The sequence below is a fragment of the Pseudomonas sp. E6002 genome (genome assembly GCF_013385565.1).
GTDB lineage: Bacteria > Pseudomonadota > Gammaproteobacteria > Pseudomonadales > Pseudomonadaceae > Aquipseudomonas.
Window position 1 is genome coordinate 1 of sequence record NZ_JACAPT010000013.1, and the last position, 14,375, is coordinate 14,375.

Here is a 14,375-nt window from a genome sequence, read left to right on the forward strand (position 1 = left end):
GATGCCGATGCCGATGCCGACGCCGACGCCGACGCCGACCTCGAAGCCTTCGACGACCTCGCCACCGGCGAAGTAACCATCAAACCCGTAACATCCAACACCGGCCTGGCCGATATGCGCGTGTTCACCCTGTTGGGTGTCGGCGGCATCATTCTGGGCGATCACACCAAGCAGCAGGAGTTCTCGGTTGCCGAGGGTTCCAGCGGAACGCTGAACCTGCAGTTTGCCCAGGCCGACCTGGTCTCGCTGTTGGGCGGTGGCTTCACTGCCACGCTGGAAGTGAGCGACGGTGCCGGTGGATGGTTGCCGGTGCAACAAGGCAGCAACGGTTCGGGCTTGCTCGACCTGTTGGGGCTGTTCGGACAAAGCTCCAGCGCCAAAATCGAAGGCCTGGAAGCCGGGCAGTATCGCTTTACCCTCAAGCTCGACCCCAACCTGGTCAGCGTTGGTGCAGGGGCCACGGCCAAGTTGAGCGTCACCAATGACAGCCTCACCGACTTCACCGGGGAAGCAGGGCCGGATGTCACCGGCAACGTCATCACCGACCCGGGCATTGGCGGTAAACCGGATGAACCGGGAATCGGCGGGCCAGTGAAGGTGCAGGTCGAGGTCAACGGCGAATTCGTCGATGCCGACGCCACCACCGGCACGGTGCTGCAGGGCCAATATGGTCAGCTGACCATCTTCGCCAACGGCGAGTACAAGTACACCCCGAACGGCGATGTCGCCAGCATCGGCAAGGTGGATGCCTTCGAGTATCACCTGGTCAATGGTGCCGGTGCTTCGGCCTCGGCAACCTTGTATGTGCGTATCGACAGCCCGAGTGTCAACGTGGACTGGAGCGCTACCGATCCATCTGCGCCCGGCGTGATCAACACGGTTGCCAATGATGACCTGGGTTCGGCGCAGATCGACATCGTCAACCTGGTCACCCAGGCCGACCTGGCGACCCTGAGCTACAACCTGGCACTGCTCGGCAGCAGTACGGGTACGGGTGCAGCGATCAACGTTGCCACGGGCACGACCGCAGAGCTTGCGATCAACGTCACCGTCACCGGCATTGCGTTGTTGCCAGGCACGACCGTCAATCTGCAGAAGTTCATCGGTAACGAATGGGTCACGCAGCAGACCACTACCCAGGCGAACCACACGTTCCAAGGGTTGGATGCCGGGACCTATCGCGTGACCGGGACGACCGGTGCCGTGCTGTCGCTGAGTGCGCTGCACATTGCGCAGAAGCTCACTACCACCTCCCTCACGGAGTTCGTGACCGGTGCAATGAGCAATGCGACTGGCAACCTGCTGTCCGACAGCTTGTCCGGGCCGGATGTCCTCGGTTCGCCGCTGACGGTACTCAGTGTGCTGGTCAACGGGGTCTATGTGATTCCTGGGCAAACGGGGACGAAAATCAACGGTGACCACGGCACATTGACCGTGTTTGCCGATGGTAAGTACGTCTACACCCCGCATGCCGGGCTGACGCTGGACGAGATTGGCCAGGTGGATAAATTCACCTACAAGCTCACCACGCCAACCGGCCAGGAAGACACCGCCGACCTCTACGTGCGCATCGACTCGCCGGATCGCGACCTGGTCTGGGACGACGCCAACCCGGGTGCGCCAGCCACTGAAGGTGCCGGCATTGCCGCTGCCCACAGTGCGGTGGACCAGGCGGCGGATGACGGCGCCAACGTTGACGGCGATCACCACGATGCCGTGGTGGCCGATGACACCGACTTCACCCATGTCGATGCTGGCGCGGGTGCAGACGGGTTGTTGTGGGAAGGCGGCGATGCAGCCATCAACCTCACCGACCTGATTGGCACAGTCAGCGGGGTGCACAGCATCGACCTGAACGATGTCAGCGCCGTCGACCTGACCCTGAGCCTCGAAGACCTGGTGTCCATCACCGGGCCTGAGTCGGATCGCTTGATGATCCAGGGCGACGATCAGGACAGCGTGCACCTGACAGGTGACTGGAGCGCCGGTGCGACCCAGGTAGAGAACGGTCTTGAGTACGTGATCTACACCAGTCCGGAAGATGAAACCCATCAGCTCTGGGTACAGAGCGGCATCAGCGTGGTGTAACGCCACCCCTGCCGGCCGGGCCGCAAGGCCCGGTTTTCCCTACCAACGGTAATGCAGCGATGGGCCGTGACGTCAGTCACGGTCCGTTGTTGTACTCATCAGGTTTGACAACAGTCAGGTGACTAGCAGTGAGGCAAAAGAGTTTGGCCAAGCAGCTGTCTGCCGTAATTCTGGCAGTCGCAATGATCGCGCCCGAGCGTGCGCCGGTCATGGCAGCGTCGTATATCGACGATGAAGAACGCGTCAACATCATCAGCCCGAGCAACCTGGGCACACATTTACCCGGCGGGCCAACGGGCGTCAGCGCACCGATGGCACCCGAGCACGTCATACCGAGCAACCTTGACCTGACACGCGCCATTCAACTGGCGGTGGAATGGCACCCGGCAATTTCCGAGGCGATCGGCCAGTTGTACCAACAAAACGAGAACGTGAACATCGCCCGTTCCGGTTATTACCCGCAAGTCAGCGGTGGCTTCAACTCCGGCTACGACAGCGGCCTGAGGGGCAACGGCCAGAGCCGTGCGTTTTCGTTGTCGGCGTCGCAGATGCTCTATGACTTCGGCAAGGTCTCAAGTTCTGTCGACAGTGCGCTGGCACGGGTCAGTGCCAGCCAGGCGTCGGTATTGCTGTCGATCGATCAGGTGGCGCGCGATACCTCGTTCGCCGTGATCGAACTGCAGCGCTCGCAGTTGCTGGTGCAACTGGCTCGCGAGCAAATCGACGGCATTTCGGCGATTGCAGAGCTGGCCAAAAAGCGCAGCGACATGGGCGCCAGCACCCGTTCGGACCTGATCCAGGCCCGCTCGCGGGTCGAGGCCTCGGTGGCGACGCAACTGCAATTCACCGCGCAATTCAATCGCTGGCGCAGCACGTTGAGCAGCCTGCTTGGGTCGCAGGCGCCAGTGAGCGTGGCGAATGGTTTTCCGGCAAGCCTGGAGCAATCCTGCGTGGGCGTGGTACCCGATACGGCAGTCACGCCGACCCTGCTGATCGCCCAGGCGCAGCGTGTCGATGCGCTGGCGCTGATTGCACAAGCCCGTGCCGAGGCGTTGCCGACCGTGTCGCTGGACCCGTCCATCACGCACTACCTGGACAACAACGACGACAGCAACGTCCCCGGCGGCCGCGACCGTACCCGTTATGGCGTATTTCTCAACGTGAAAATGCCGCTGTACCAGGGTGGCGCAATCACCGCCCGCAAATCCGCCGCGCAACAGGCCCTGCGTTCCGCCGATGCCGCCAACGACGCCGCGCGCCTTGCGGTTCGCCAGGGGTTGCTGGAAGCGCGGGATCAAATCTCAAGCCTCAGCCAGCGGTTATCCACCCTGGATTTTCGTGAGCGCAGCATCTCCGAAACCCGCGACCTGTATCGCCAGCAGTACCTCGAACTGGGCACACGGCCGTTGCTCGACCTGCTGAATGCAGAGCAGGAAATTCACCAGGCACGCATGGACCGGGAAAACACCGCCGCTGACCTGCGCCGCCTGAAAATCGATTGCCTCTACAACACGGGCGCACTGCGCACGGCGTTCCACCTGGACAACAGCACCCTGCAAGGTGTGGAGATTCGGCCATGAATGATGCTGTGATGCTTGCGGACGAAACCAACGCAGTACAAACACCGCTGAACCCGGCGCCCGCAGTGGATTATGACGTGTGGCTGGAGGCCGTCCTGAGCGTGGCCCGGCATTACCGCCTGGAATGCTCGGCCCAAAGCGTGCGCATCGCCGCACAATGGACCGAAGGCGCTTCGGTGGAAGAGGTGGTACGGCAGATGGCCCGCCAGGCGGGGTTGAACTGCGTGATTGCCGACTTCAGCGAAACCACGCTGATGCAGCGCCAATTACCGGTGGTGCTGCAATTTGCCGACGGCCAGGTGGGTGTGCTCGAAACCCTCGGCGACGGCGACAACCTGGGCATCGCCTACAGCGGCGACGGCGGCCTGCAAAGCCGGCTCACCCGCCAGGACCTGTTGGAGCAAGCGCGCAAGAGCGTGATTCTGCGACCCATGGCGGCAGTGCGTGACCGGCGTGTCGACGACTACATCAAGCCTTATGAGAAGGCGTGGTTCAAAAACATCGTGCTGCGCGACCTGCGGCCCTATGGCTATGTGATGCTCGCTTCGCTGGTCACCAGCGTGCTGGGGTTGGCCGGGGTACTGTTTTCGATGCAGGTGTACGACCGGGTGATCCCGGCCGAATCCATGCCCACCCTGTATGTGCTGTTTGGCGGGGTGATGCTGGCGCTGGTGTTTGATTTCATCATGCGCATCACCCGTGTGCGCATCACCGACATGCTCGGCAAACGCGCGGATCTGCGCGTTTCCGACCTGGTGTTCGGGCATGCCATTCGCTTGCGTAACAGCGCCCGGCCGAAGTCCACCGGCTCGTTCATTTCGCAGCTCAAGGAGCTGGAGCAACTGCGTGAGCTGATCACCTCCAGCACCGCCACGGCGCTGGCCGATCTGCCGTTCTTCCTGCTGTTTCTGGTGATCTACTGGTTGATCGCCGGCCCGCTGGTGGCGGTGCCAATGGTGGCTGTGCTGTTCCTGATAGTGCCCGGGCTGTTGGCGCAGAAAAAACTCGCGGCACTGGCGAATGAGTCGATGCGTGAAAGCTCGTTGCGCAGCGCCATGCTGGTGGAGACCATACAAGGCCTGGACGACATCAAGGCGTTGCAGGCCGAACAGCGCTTCCAGCAACAATGGAATCACTACAACGCCACCTGCGGCGACGCCAGCCTGCGCCTGCGCATGCTCACCAACAAACTGGTGGCCTGGAGCAACAATGTGCAGGGCTCGGTGTTTGCCGTGGTGGTGGTGTTCGGTGCGCCCATGGTCATGGCCAGCGACATGACCACCGGTAGCCTTGTCGCGGCGTCGATCCTGGCGTCGCGGATGATGGCGCCGATGTCCCAGATCACCCAGGTGCTGACGCGCTGGCAGCAGGCCAAGGTTGCGCTGCAAGGCCTGAACCGGATCATGGAATTGCCGGTGGACCATCCCGAGGGCAGCAAGCGCGTGCACCTGCCGGTGATCAAAGGCCAATACGCGCTGAGCCAGGCCACATTCCAGTATTCCGACGATGCCCCCGTGCCGGCGCTGCGTGTGGCCGACCTGAAGATCCAGCCGGGCGAGCGCATCGCGATTCTGGGGCGTAACGGCGCGGGTAAATCCACGCTGTTGCAGGCATTGGCCGGGATGCTCGACCTCAAGGCCGGCACCATCAGCCTGGATAGCGTTGCCCTCAGCCACATCGACCCCGCCGACGTGCGCCGCGACGTGGGGCTGATGACACAAAACTCGCGGCTGTTTCACGGCACGCTGCGCGACAACCTGATCATGGGGGCGCCGCATGCCAGCGATCAGGAAATCCTCCAGGCCCTGGCGCTGACCGGTGCGGGCGACTTCATCGGCAAGTTCGCCGACGGCCTGGACCACATGATCCTGGAAGGTGGCCTGGGCCTGTCGGGCGGGCAGCGTCAGTCGCTGCTGCTGTCGCGGCTGATGATTCGCCAGCCGCATATCGTGTTGCTCGACGAGCCCACCGCGTCCCTGGATGAAGCGACCGAGCGCCAGTTGATCCACAACCTCGACCGCTGGGCGGCCCATCGCACGCTGATTATCGCCACGCACCGCATGAGTGTATTGAGCCTGGTGAATCGGGTGATCGTGGTCGACAACGGCCAGATCATCGTCGATGACAGCAAAGCCAACGCGATTGCGCGCCTGTCCAAACCGAAGGGGAAAACCCAGTGAAAAGCCCTGCGTCGAAAACCATACCCCTGCTCGCCACCGAAGACGAAGGCGCCCGGCATACCCACGACGGCGTGGATGAACGCACCGTGGTGCGCGCCACGCGCGTGGTGGGCTGGGTGTTTGTCATGCTGATTGCGTTTGGTGCCTGGGCCTACTTTTTTGAAGTGGACGAAGTCTCGACGGGCAGCGGCAAAGTCATCCCGACCTCGCGTGAGCAAATCATCCAGTCGCTGGAAGGCGGCATCGTCACGGAATTGAATGTGGGGGAGGGCGATATCGTCAAACATGGCCAGACGTTGGCCAGGCTTGACCCGACCAAGACCGAATCCAACTTTGATGAAAGTGCCGCCAAGTACCGGGCGTCGCTGGCCAGCGTCGCGCGTTTGCAGGCCGAGGTAGACGGTAAACCGTTACTGTTCCCCCCGGAGCTTGAGCGTTACCCCGCACTGGTGCGCGCCGAAACCGACCTGTTCAACACTCGGCGCAAGGGCCTCGAAGAATCGTTGGCCGGCGTGCGATCGTCGCTCGGGCTGGTGCGTAGCGAGCTGGAAATCACCGAAAACCTGGCCAAGGTCGGCGCCGCCAGTAACGTTGAGGTGTTGCGCCTCAAGCGCCAAAAGGCCGAGCTGGAGTTGAAACTGACCCAGGCCCGCTCCGAGTATATGGTGCGGGCCGGTGAGGACCTGGCGAAGGTCAATGCCGACGTCGAGACGCTGTCGTCAGTCATGCGCGGGCGCTCCGACTCGGTGACCCGCCTGACCCTGCGCTCGCCGGTGCGCGGTATCGTCAAGGGGATCGAGGTCACCACCATCGGCGGGGTTATCCCGCCCAACGGGCGCTTGATGCAGATTGTGCCCCTGGATGAGCAGTTGTTGATCGAGGCGCGTATCTCCCCGCGAGACATCGCCTTTATCCATCCCGACCAGGTGGCCAAGGTCAAGATCACCGCCTACGACTACGCCATTTATGGCGGCATGGACGGCAAGGTCGTGACCATTTCTCCGGACACTATCCAGGACGAGGTCAAGCCAGAAGTTTTTTACTACCGAGTGTTCATCCGCACCGACGCTGACACCTTGAAAAACAAGGCCGGCAAGTCGTTTTCGATTGTGCCTGGGATGATTGCCTCGGTGGATATCAAGACCGGCCAGAAAACCGTGCTCGACTATTTGATCAAGCCCATGAACCGTGCGCGGGAGGCCTTGCGCGAGCGTTAGGCGAGGTGGCTGTGGCCAGGTTTGCGTTGTGGTGGATGCTGTTGTGGGCCGGCGTGCCGGGCGCGTGGGCCCTGAGTGAGGGGGCGACACCGTTGCTTTGGAACACCCCGGCCGACCAGTCGACCTGCAACCAGGTCGACTCTGCACTCTGGGTCGAGTTGGCCGGGGGCGATGAGTGCATTCGCTATTTTTCCGGGGCGGTGCTGAGCCGTGCGCCCGTGGTGATTGTGATGTTTCATGGCGACCGCAACGTGGAAATGCACCGCTCGCCCGAGTCGATCCTTGGCAATACCCTGGCCGCCAAGGCCAGGCAGGCCAAGGCCCTGAGCCGGCGTGCGGGCGTACCGGTGGTGATTGTGGCGCGACCTGGCACCTACGGTTCCAGCGGCAACCATGGGCAGCGGCGCCAGGCGCGGGAATTCATTGTGCTGGACGCTGCGCTCAACGAGCTGCGCAAGCGTTACGGCATCGGGCAGTTTGTGTTGCTGGGGCACAGCGGCGGCGCCACGGTGGCCGCGGCGTTGTTGACCTTGGGGCGTACCGATGTGAAGTGTGCGGTGATGACTTCCGGCGCGTTTGCCCTGGTGCAGCGCGCGCAGATGTTGCGTCAAAGCAAAGGCCTGCCTTCGCGTCCGGGACGCGACACCAATGGTTTATTGCACCCCTACGATCCCCTGGAGCACCTGGCCGGCATTGCCGTTGCGCCTGCGCGGCAGTTGTTCGTGATTGGCAGCGTGGACGACCAGGTAACCCCATTTGTGTTGCAGGAGCGTTTTTACCAGGCGTTGATTCGCGCCGGGCATCAGGCGCAGTTGGTCAAGGCGCAGGCTGTGCCTGCGATGTTTCACCAACTGCGCAATGACATTGGCCTGAAGACAGCAGCGGGCTGCGCGGGCTAACCCGCCGGCACCGCCTGTTCGGTCGTGTTCAGCCAATCACAGATCTGCGACAACCCGGTACCACCGGAGCTTTTCACCAGTACCCAATCCCCCGCCTGGAACCACTGGCCGGGGTGGCGCGCCAACGCCTGGCCTAATGCCGTGGCATCCTCGAACCACTGCACTGACAGCTCACTGCGCAGCACCCGGTACACCTCACGCATCAGCGGCCCGCACAGCACCAAATGCCGGGGCGCCGCCGCGCGCAGCGAGTCAGCCAGTTCCAGGTGGTAGCGCTGGGCGTCGGGGCCCAGCTCCAGCATGTCGCCCAACACTACTACCCGGTGCCGCGAGGCCACGGGCAGGTCGGCCATCGAGCGCAAGGCCGCAGCCATCGAGCCCGGGTTGGCGTTGTACGCATCGTTGATCAGCTGGAAATGCCCGTCGGTGCATTTGATCGAGCGGATATTGCCGCGACCTTCCACCGGTTGGAAGCCGGTCAGCACTTCCAGTGCCTGGTCGGCGTCAAGCCCGGCGGCGAACAGCGACGCCAGCACCCCCAGTGCGTTGAGCACCATGTGTCGGCCGCGAGCACTCAGGCTGAAATCCAGCCGTTGCGTGTCACGTTGCGCGGTGACGTAGACCCGGTCGGCCTCGCTGCACACGTCGAGCAGGCGCACATCGGCATCAGCGTGTTCGCCATAGCTGGTCACGTGCAAGCGCGCGACTTCGGCGGCCTGGGCGAACACCTCGTAGTGCGGCATATCGCGGCACAGCACCGCGTGCCCACCCGGTGCCATCGAGCGGAAGATCGCGCTCTTTTTACGCGCCAGGTTTTCCAGGGTGCCATGGTATTCCAGGTGCGCCGGAGCCAGCCCGGTCACGATAGCAATGTGTGGGCGCACCAGCTCCGAGTTAATCGGCATGCGGCCCACGGCCATTTCCAGTACCCAGAATTTGGCCGGCCGGGGCATGCTCGCCAGGTTCCAGGCGATCCCATGGGGCAGGTTGGCGTTGGCCTCGGTGTGGCCCACTTCGCCCCAGTGTTTCAGGGCGTGGCCGAGCATGGCGACCACGGTGGTTTTACCGAAGCTGCCGGTGACGCCGAACACCTGGCCAGTGAATTGCTGCCTGGCGTATCGACCCATTTGCAGCATGGCCTCGCTGGTATCGGCGACCTGTAACACCGGCAGGCCGCTGTCCAGGTAGGGCGTCGGGTCTACACACAAGAACGCCGAGGGGCGCCGCTCAGGACTGGCCTGGGCCCAGCGCAGCGCCGACTGCACTTCGTTCGGTCCCACCTTGCTGGGGTGCCGATTGAGCATGCGCTGGGGTTTGAAAAACTGCATGGACGGCGTCAAACCCGACGTGTACCAACCGGGCGGCGGCTGTTTGGCCCAGGTGCCGTGTGTCACCCGAGCCAGGGTGTTGGCGTCCCAGACCCAGCCGAGGGGCGCTGCGTCCTGGGCCAGGCTCACTTGCGGCGCGCCGTCGAGCAGGTAGCGGTGGTAGGCAATCAGCCCCGAGAGGTAATGCTCCACGTCGTCGATGCGCACCCTGAACGCGTGGTGACGGATAAAAAACGAACCGGCAATGCGCGCAGGATTGGCGAAATACATCGCCGTTTCCGGCCAGAAATACCCGTTGAACAGATAGCGCGCACGATGATGCAGGGCGCGGTAAAACGCGTGCAGGTCGATCTCGGTGAGCAGGTGGCGCAATTGCGCTTGCTGGGCGATGCGTTCGAGCATCTGCTGCGCAGCCATCATCAATTCCAGTAGCGTCGGAAAGGTGGTGATGCGCTGTTGCACGAACCCCAGATAACCGGCGACGTTATTCAGGCCGAAGCGGAAATACTTTTCGTCAGGTCGGTAGCGGGTCAGTTCGTTCACGCAATAGCTGAGCCAGTGATCGTGCTCGCGCCAGTGCTGTTTTTCGATGAAGTAGTCGAAGGCTTTTTCCACCACGGTTAACCAGCGCTCATCGCCGGTGAGGCCGTAGAGGCGGATCAACCCGAACGCGGCCTCGCCGTCATAGTAGATGATCCGGAACGCCTCTTTGACGGTAAGGTCACGGCCATGCAAGACGTGCACGAAGGCGCCGGTGGTCGCGTCCTGCATCCAGGCCATGCCATTGGCCAGGGCTTCCAGCACGGGTAGATAGTGGCGGGTGCCGGTGATTTCGCTGTATTTGACCAGCGCCAACAAACACACGGCATTGCCGCCCAGTTTGATCTCGTCACCGGTGTCCAGCAGATACGCCGCCACACTGCCGTCGGGCAGCGCGTAGGACTTGATCAGTTCCTGGGTAAGGTAGGCCAGCGAGCGGTCGATGGCGGATTTAAGCGCCTCGTCGCCGGTCAGTGCCCAGGCCTCGATCATCGAATAGGTGGTACTGGCGTGGCGCAGGGTGTTGTAGTTTTTTATCGCCCGGTCAAAGCACGGGAAGTAGCCGTAGACGAACTGGCCGCCGCCCTGCACCTGAGTGCTCAGGTAGCTTGCGGCGCTGATGATGCTCGCCTTTACCATGCCGGGCTCCAGCGCTGCGAGGGTGCGCCAGCCGGTTTCTGTCGGGCCAGGGTTCAGCGGGTGGGGCACGCCGTCTTCGGCACAAAAAACGCCCTTGGTGTCGAACAGGAACACGGGGGTCTCGGGTTCAAGTGTGGCGATCAGGTCGGCTGTATTGAGCCCGGTAAAACGGCGCCTGGCGTACACCGAAAAATTGCCGGCATTGAAGCTCGCGTGATTGATAGCGTTGCCGCCATACAGGATCGCGTTGGCGTTCAGTTCCTGTTCGGTGATCGCGATGTGCAGCGCCGCATCGAAGGCGATGCCGCGCCGGAAGTAATTACGCTTGTGGCGCTTGAAGCGCGCATTGAGTTCGGCCCAGGTGATGGCGGTTACGTTGATCGCGCATTCGACGCGTATCCATGAACGTTCGACGATGTTGCCTGACTGCGCACGGTCTCGTTCGTAGGCTCCCTGCAAGCGCTGCACACCGGTTTGCCAGGCGGCTTCGAAGTTATCTGCCGTGATATGAAAAACATGCGCGCGCTGGGTGCCGTCGCTCATGGAGAAAAACAAGGTACAGGGCTGCGCGGTGTCTGATGATACAGCAGGCCCATTCATTTCTTTGCTTAGATGAGCATAACAAGCAAGCCATTGCTGTTTCACAGGCATAGTTCATCACCAGTTTTTAACTTGGAGAGGGGTGGCGCGCAGTGTTCATGATTAAACTGCGCGCCAGCTGATAAATAAGCAGAAAGTTATGCCGCACAGTTTTATAAAGGCAAATTAACCAGGCTTATATATCAAGAGCAGAGCGATGAATCCTCTTTCTCCGGCTCCAGCACGGAGGGCGGGACTTGGCTCTCGTATTGCTGGAGATGGTCACGAATCAGCTTGCGAATAACCTGAGAAATAGTAAGGTCAACTTCCTCGGACAGCGACTCCAGACGCTGCTTGGTCGGGAAGTCGATGAGAATGGTCAGACGTGTTGTTTTTTCAGGCATTTTCTTGATCCTTTTACAAAAGCGCGGTCTCGACTGCCGCGTGCAGTAAGTGCTGGAAGACGTGTGGAGTCCTTAGAACAAACCAATGGGGTAATCAACTGATTCATTGGAGTCTAATTCAAATCGCTGCGCGTTTTCCATCAATGTGCAGTGAAGGTTGCGATTATGTGAAGTTCTGCACCTTCTCCGTACCTCTTATTATCATCGGGTTATAATGCTATGAGATTCGAGTATAGACCGGTTGCAAGAAAGCTATCTCAAAGTGTAGGGGGTGTCAAAAGTCAATCTTATCTATAACTAAAGTAGTGGTTGTACTGTTTGGTGAGTTTGATTATGTATTTTGCGCATTACGTCATGAGATTTTTTCAAGAACTTGGTGCTCACAATATTCTGTCACAAAATACTAATTGATTGTTTTCGAATATCAAGGGTTGCTGTCACGAATAACAGCGATTGTTATTTGAAGAGGGGCAGGGAGGTGCTACTTTTATCAGAAGGGCGCGACGGTCGTCGTTGAGGTAAAAGGGGCCAGGGCGACCCCTTTCCAGGAGGTGGGATCAGGCAAACACAAAATACTTACGCACCGTCTCGACCACTTCCCACGTCCCCTTCATCCCCGGCTCCACCACAAAGATATCCCCAGCCCGCAAATGGATCGGCTCCAGGCCGTCCGGGGTGATCACGCAGTAGCCTTCCTGGAAGTGACAGTATTCCCACTTCACATACTCCACTCGCCATTTGCCGGGGGTGCAGATCCAGGTGCCCATGATCTTGCTGCCGTCTTCGCTGGTGTAGGCGTTGAGGTTGACGGTGTGCGGGTCGCCTTCGAGTTTTTCCCATTTGCAGGCGTCCAGCACCGGCAGTGGATGGGTGTCGCGCAGTACGGTGATTGGCTTGGACATGATGATTCCGAGGCAGTGGAAGGGAAGTCCGAACCCTATCGCCTTGGGCGGCCCGCCAGTGGTCTGGACTCGACATCGGGATGCCCAGAAGCGCAGTCATTTGCACAGCCGTGAGTCACTGCCAACCCCTGTGGGAGCCGGGCTTGCCCGCGATGGCGGAGTGTCAGGCGATGGAAGGGCAAGCTGTGCCGACCTCATCGCGGGCAAGCCCGGCTCCCACAGGGGATATTTGTTGTTTGAAGGATTGAGTCGGTACGAAATATCTGTGCGCCAATCAGCCATTTCCTCGCAGTAAGTGCGAAAGATTTCCCGCTTTGCGCTGGAATTCGCAAGAATATTTACAGCCGGCCCTCGTATCATTCACCCCAGTAACGACCGAGAGCCTTGAAATGAATCCAATAAAAACGTGGTGGGACATCAGCCCGCCCTTGAGCACCGCGACCCCGACCTGGCCGGGTGATACGCCGTTTCAGGAAGAGCGGGTCTGGCAGTTCGGCCCCGAGTGCCCGGTGAATGTCGGACGCATCACCCTGTCGCCCCACACCGGCGCCCATGTGGACGCGCCGTTGCACTACAGCGCGGACGGCGCGCCGATTGGCGAAGTGTCTCTGGATGTGTACATGGGCCCGTGCCGGGTGCTGCATTGCCTGGGCAGCGGCGCGCTGGTGCAGCCGCATCAGTTGGAAGGCCGCCTGGAAAACCTGCCGGAGCGTGTACTGTTGCGCACTTATCAACAGGCGCCGCTGGATGCCTGGGATTCGAATTTCACCGCCGTCGCCCCGCAAACGGTCGAGTTGCTGTTCAGCCTCGGTGTGCGCCTGATCGGCATCGACACGCCGTCCCTGGACCCGCAGCAGTCCAAGACCATGGACTCCCACAACGCCGTCGCCCGGCATGGCATGGCGATTCTCGAAGGCATCGTCCTCGACGACGTGCCGGAGGGCGATTACGAGTTGATCGCGCTGCCGCTGCGTTTTGCCAACCTCGATGCCAGCCCGGTACGAGCCATTCTCCGCCCGCTCAAGGAGCCCACGCGATGAGCCAGTGTCCTTTCTCCCCTGACTACCAGCCGCCGGAAGAATGGCATAACGCCGAGCTGAATTTTTCCGAGTCCATGAGCTACGGCGACTACCTGGACCTGGGCAAAGTGCTCAGCGCCCAGCACCCGCTGTCGCCGGACCACAACGAGATGCTGTTCATCATCCAGCACCAGACCTCGGAACTGTGGATGAAGTTGATGCTCCACGAACTCAAGGCCGCCCGCGAACACGTGCGCCTGGGTGAGCTGCCGCCGGCGTTCAAGATGCTGGCGCGGGTGTCGCGGATCTTTGACCAGTTGGTGCACGCCTGGGCGGTACTGGCGACCATGACGCCGTCGGAGTACAAGGCGATCCGCCCGTACCTGGGGCAGTCGTCAGGTTTCCAGTCGTTCCAGTACCGGGAAATCGAATTCATCCTCGGCAACAAAAGCGCGGCGCTGTTGCGGCCTCACGCCCACCGGCCGGAGTTGTTGAAGGAGCTGCAGGTGGCGATTGCCACGCCGTCGCTGTATGACGAAGCGATCAACCTGATGACCAAGGCCGGGCTGGCGATCGACCCCAAGCGCGCCGAACGCGACCCGACGGCGCCAACGGTTCACGATGATTCCGTGGAGGCGGCGTGGCGCGAGGTTTATCGCGATCCGAGCCGGTATTGGGACCTGTACCAATTGGCCGAAAAGTTTATCGACCTGGAGGATTCGTTCCGCCAATGGCGCTTCCGCCATGTCACCACGGTGGAGCGGATCATCGGCTTCCAGCCTGGTACGGGCGGCACCGAAGGCGTGGGTTACCTGCGCAAGATGCTCGACACCGTATTGTTCCCCGAGCTGTGGCGAGTGCGTTCCACGCTGTAATCAAGGCCCAACAAAAAGCCCCGGTACTCATCAGTACCGGGGCTTTTCATTTGAAATACGATCCAAATGTGGGAGCGGGCTTGCTCGCGAAAGCGGTGTGTCAGTCAATACATCAGGTGACTGAC

At 61.1% G+C, this 14,375-nt stretch carries 10 protein-coding genes; 7 read left to right on the top strand and 3 right to left on the bottom strand.

Going from position 1 to position 14,375, the window contains the following annotated elements:
* The 5 genes from HX815_RS12775 to HX815_RS12795 form a co-directional block, all read left to right on the top strand.
* Window positions 1-2,088, top strand: a 2,088-nt coding sequence (locus HX815_RS12775; protein WP_256351094.1) for a BapA/Bap/LapF family large adhesin, incomplete at its 5' end; no start/stop codon positions are given.
* Window positions 2,089-2,270: 182 nt separating this feature from the next.
* The gene (locus HX815_RS12780; RefSeq protein ID WP_177028355.1) at window positions 2,271-3,668 is read left to right on the top strand and encodes a TolC family outer membrane protein; all 1,398 of its coding nucleotides are present in this window, start codon (window positions 2,271-2,273) and stop codon (window positions 3,666-3,668) included.
* A complete protein-coding gene (locus HX815_RS12785) occupies window positions 3,665-5,848 on the top strand; it encodes a type I secretion system permease/ATPase (RefSeq protein WP_177028356.1) in 2,184 nt (727 codons plus the stop codon). Before HX815_RS12780 ends, HX815_RS12785 begins: the two co-directional genes overlap by 4 nt.
* Before the next feature lie 26 nt (window positions 5,849-5,874).
* Window positions 5,875-7,065 (top strand): HlyD family efflux transporter periplasmic adaptor subunit, encoded by a 1,191-nt coding sequence (locus HX815_RS12790; RefSeq protein ID WP_177028392.1) that lies wholly within the window; start codon window positions 5,875-5,877, stop codon window positions 7,063-7,065.
* A gap of 35 nt (window positions 7,066-7,100) precedes the next feature.
* Window positions 7,101-7,964, top strand: a complete 864-nt coding sequence (locus HX815_RS12795) for a S9 family peptidase (RefSeq protein WP_177028393.1) — start codon at window positions 7,101-7,103, stop codon at window positions 7,962-7,964.
* On the opposite strand, the gene HX815_RS12800 is transcribed toward HX815_RS12795, so the two are convergent.
* The 3 genes from HX815_RS12800 to HX815_RS12810 all read right to left on the bottom strand — a co-directional run bounded on the left by HX815_RS12800 (window position 7,961) and on the right by HX815_RS12810 (window position 12,356).
* The gene (locus HX815_RS12800; protein ID WP_177019311.1) at window positions 7,961-11,014 is read right to left on the bottom strand and encodes a UDP-N-acetylmuramoyl-tripeptide--D-alanyl-D-alanine ligase; all 3,054 of its coding nucleotides are present in this window, start codon (window positions 11,012-11,014) and stop codon (window positions 7,961-7,963) included. The genes HX815_RS12795 and HX815_RS12800 overlap by 4 nt on opposite strands.
* A gap of 239 nt (window positions 11,015-11,253) precedes the next feature.
* Window positions 11,254-11,454, bottom strand: coding sequence for a hypothetical protein (locus tag HX815_RS12805; RefSeq protein WP_003212332.1), 201 nt, complete (start codon window positions 11,452-11,454; stop codon window positions 11,254-11,256).
* A 557-nt stretch (window positions 11,455-12,011) separates the two neighbouring features.
* Complete coding sequence (locus HX815_RS12810; protein WP_003212331.1) at window positions 12,012-12,356, bottom strand: cupin domain-containing protein; 345 nt, start codon at window positions 12,354-12,356, stop codon at window positions 12,012-12,014.
* A gap of 389 nt (window positions 12,357-12,745) precedes the next feature.
* Between HX815_RS12810 and kynB the strand changes: the two genes are divergently transcribed.
* Window positions 12,746-13,396, top strand: a complete 651-nt coding sequence (gene kynB, locus HX815_RS12815) for an arylformamidase (RefSeq protein WP_087693454.1) — start codon at window positions 12,746-12,748, stop codon at window positions 13,394-13,396.
* The gene (gene kynA, locus HX815_RS12820; protein WP_003212327.1) at window positions 13,393-14,250 is read left to right on the top strand and encodes a tryptophan 2,3-dioxygenase; all 858 of its coding nucleotides are present in this window, start codon (window positions 13,393-13,395) and stop codon (window positions 14,248-14,250) included. The genes kynB and kynA overlap by 4 nt, the downstream gene beginning before the upstream one ends.
* The last annotated feature ends 125 nt before the right edge of the window (window positions 14,251-14,375 follow it).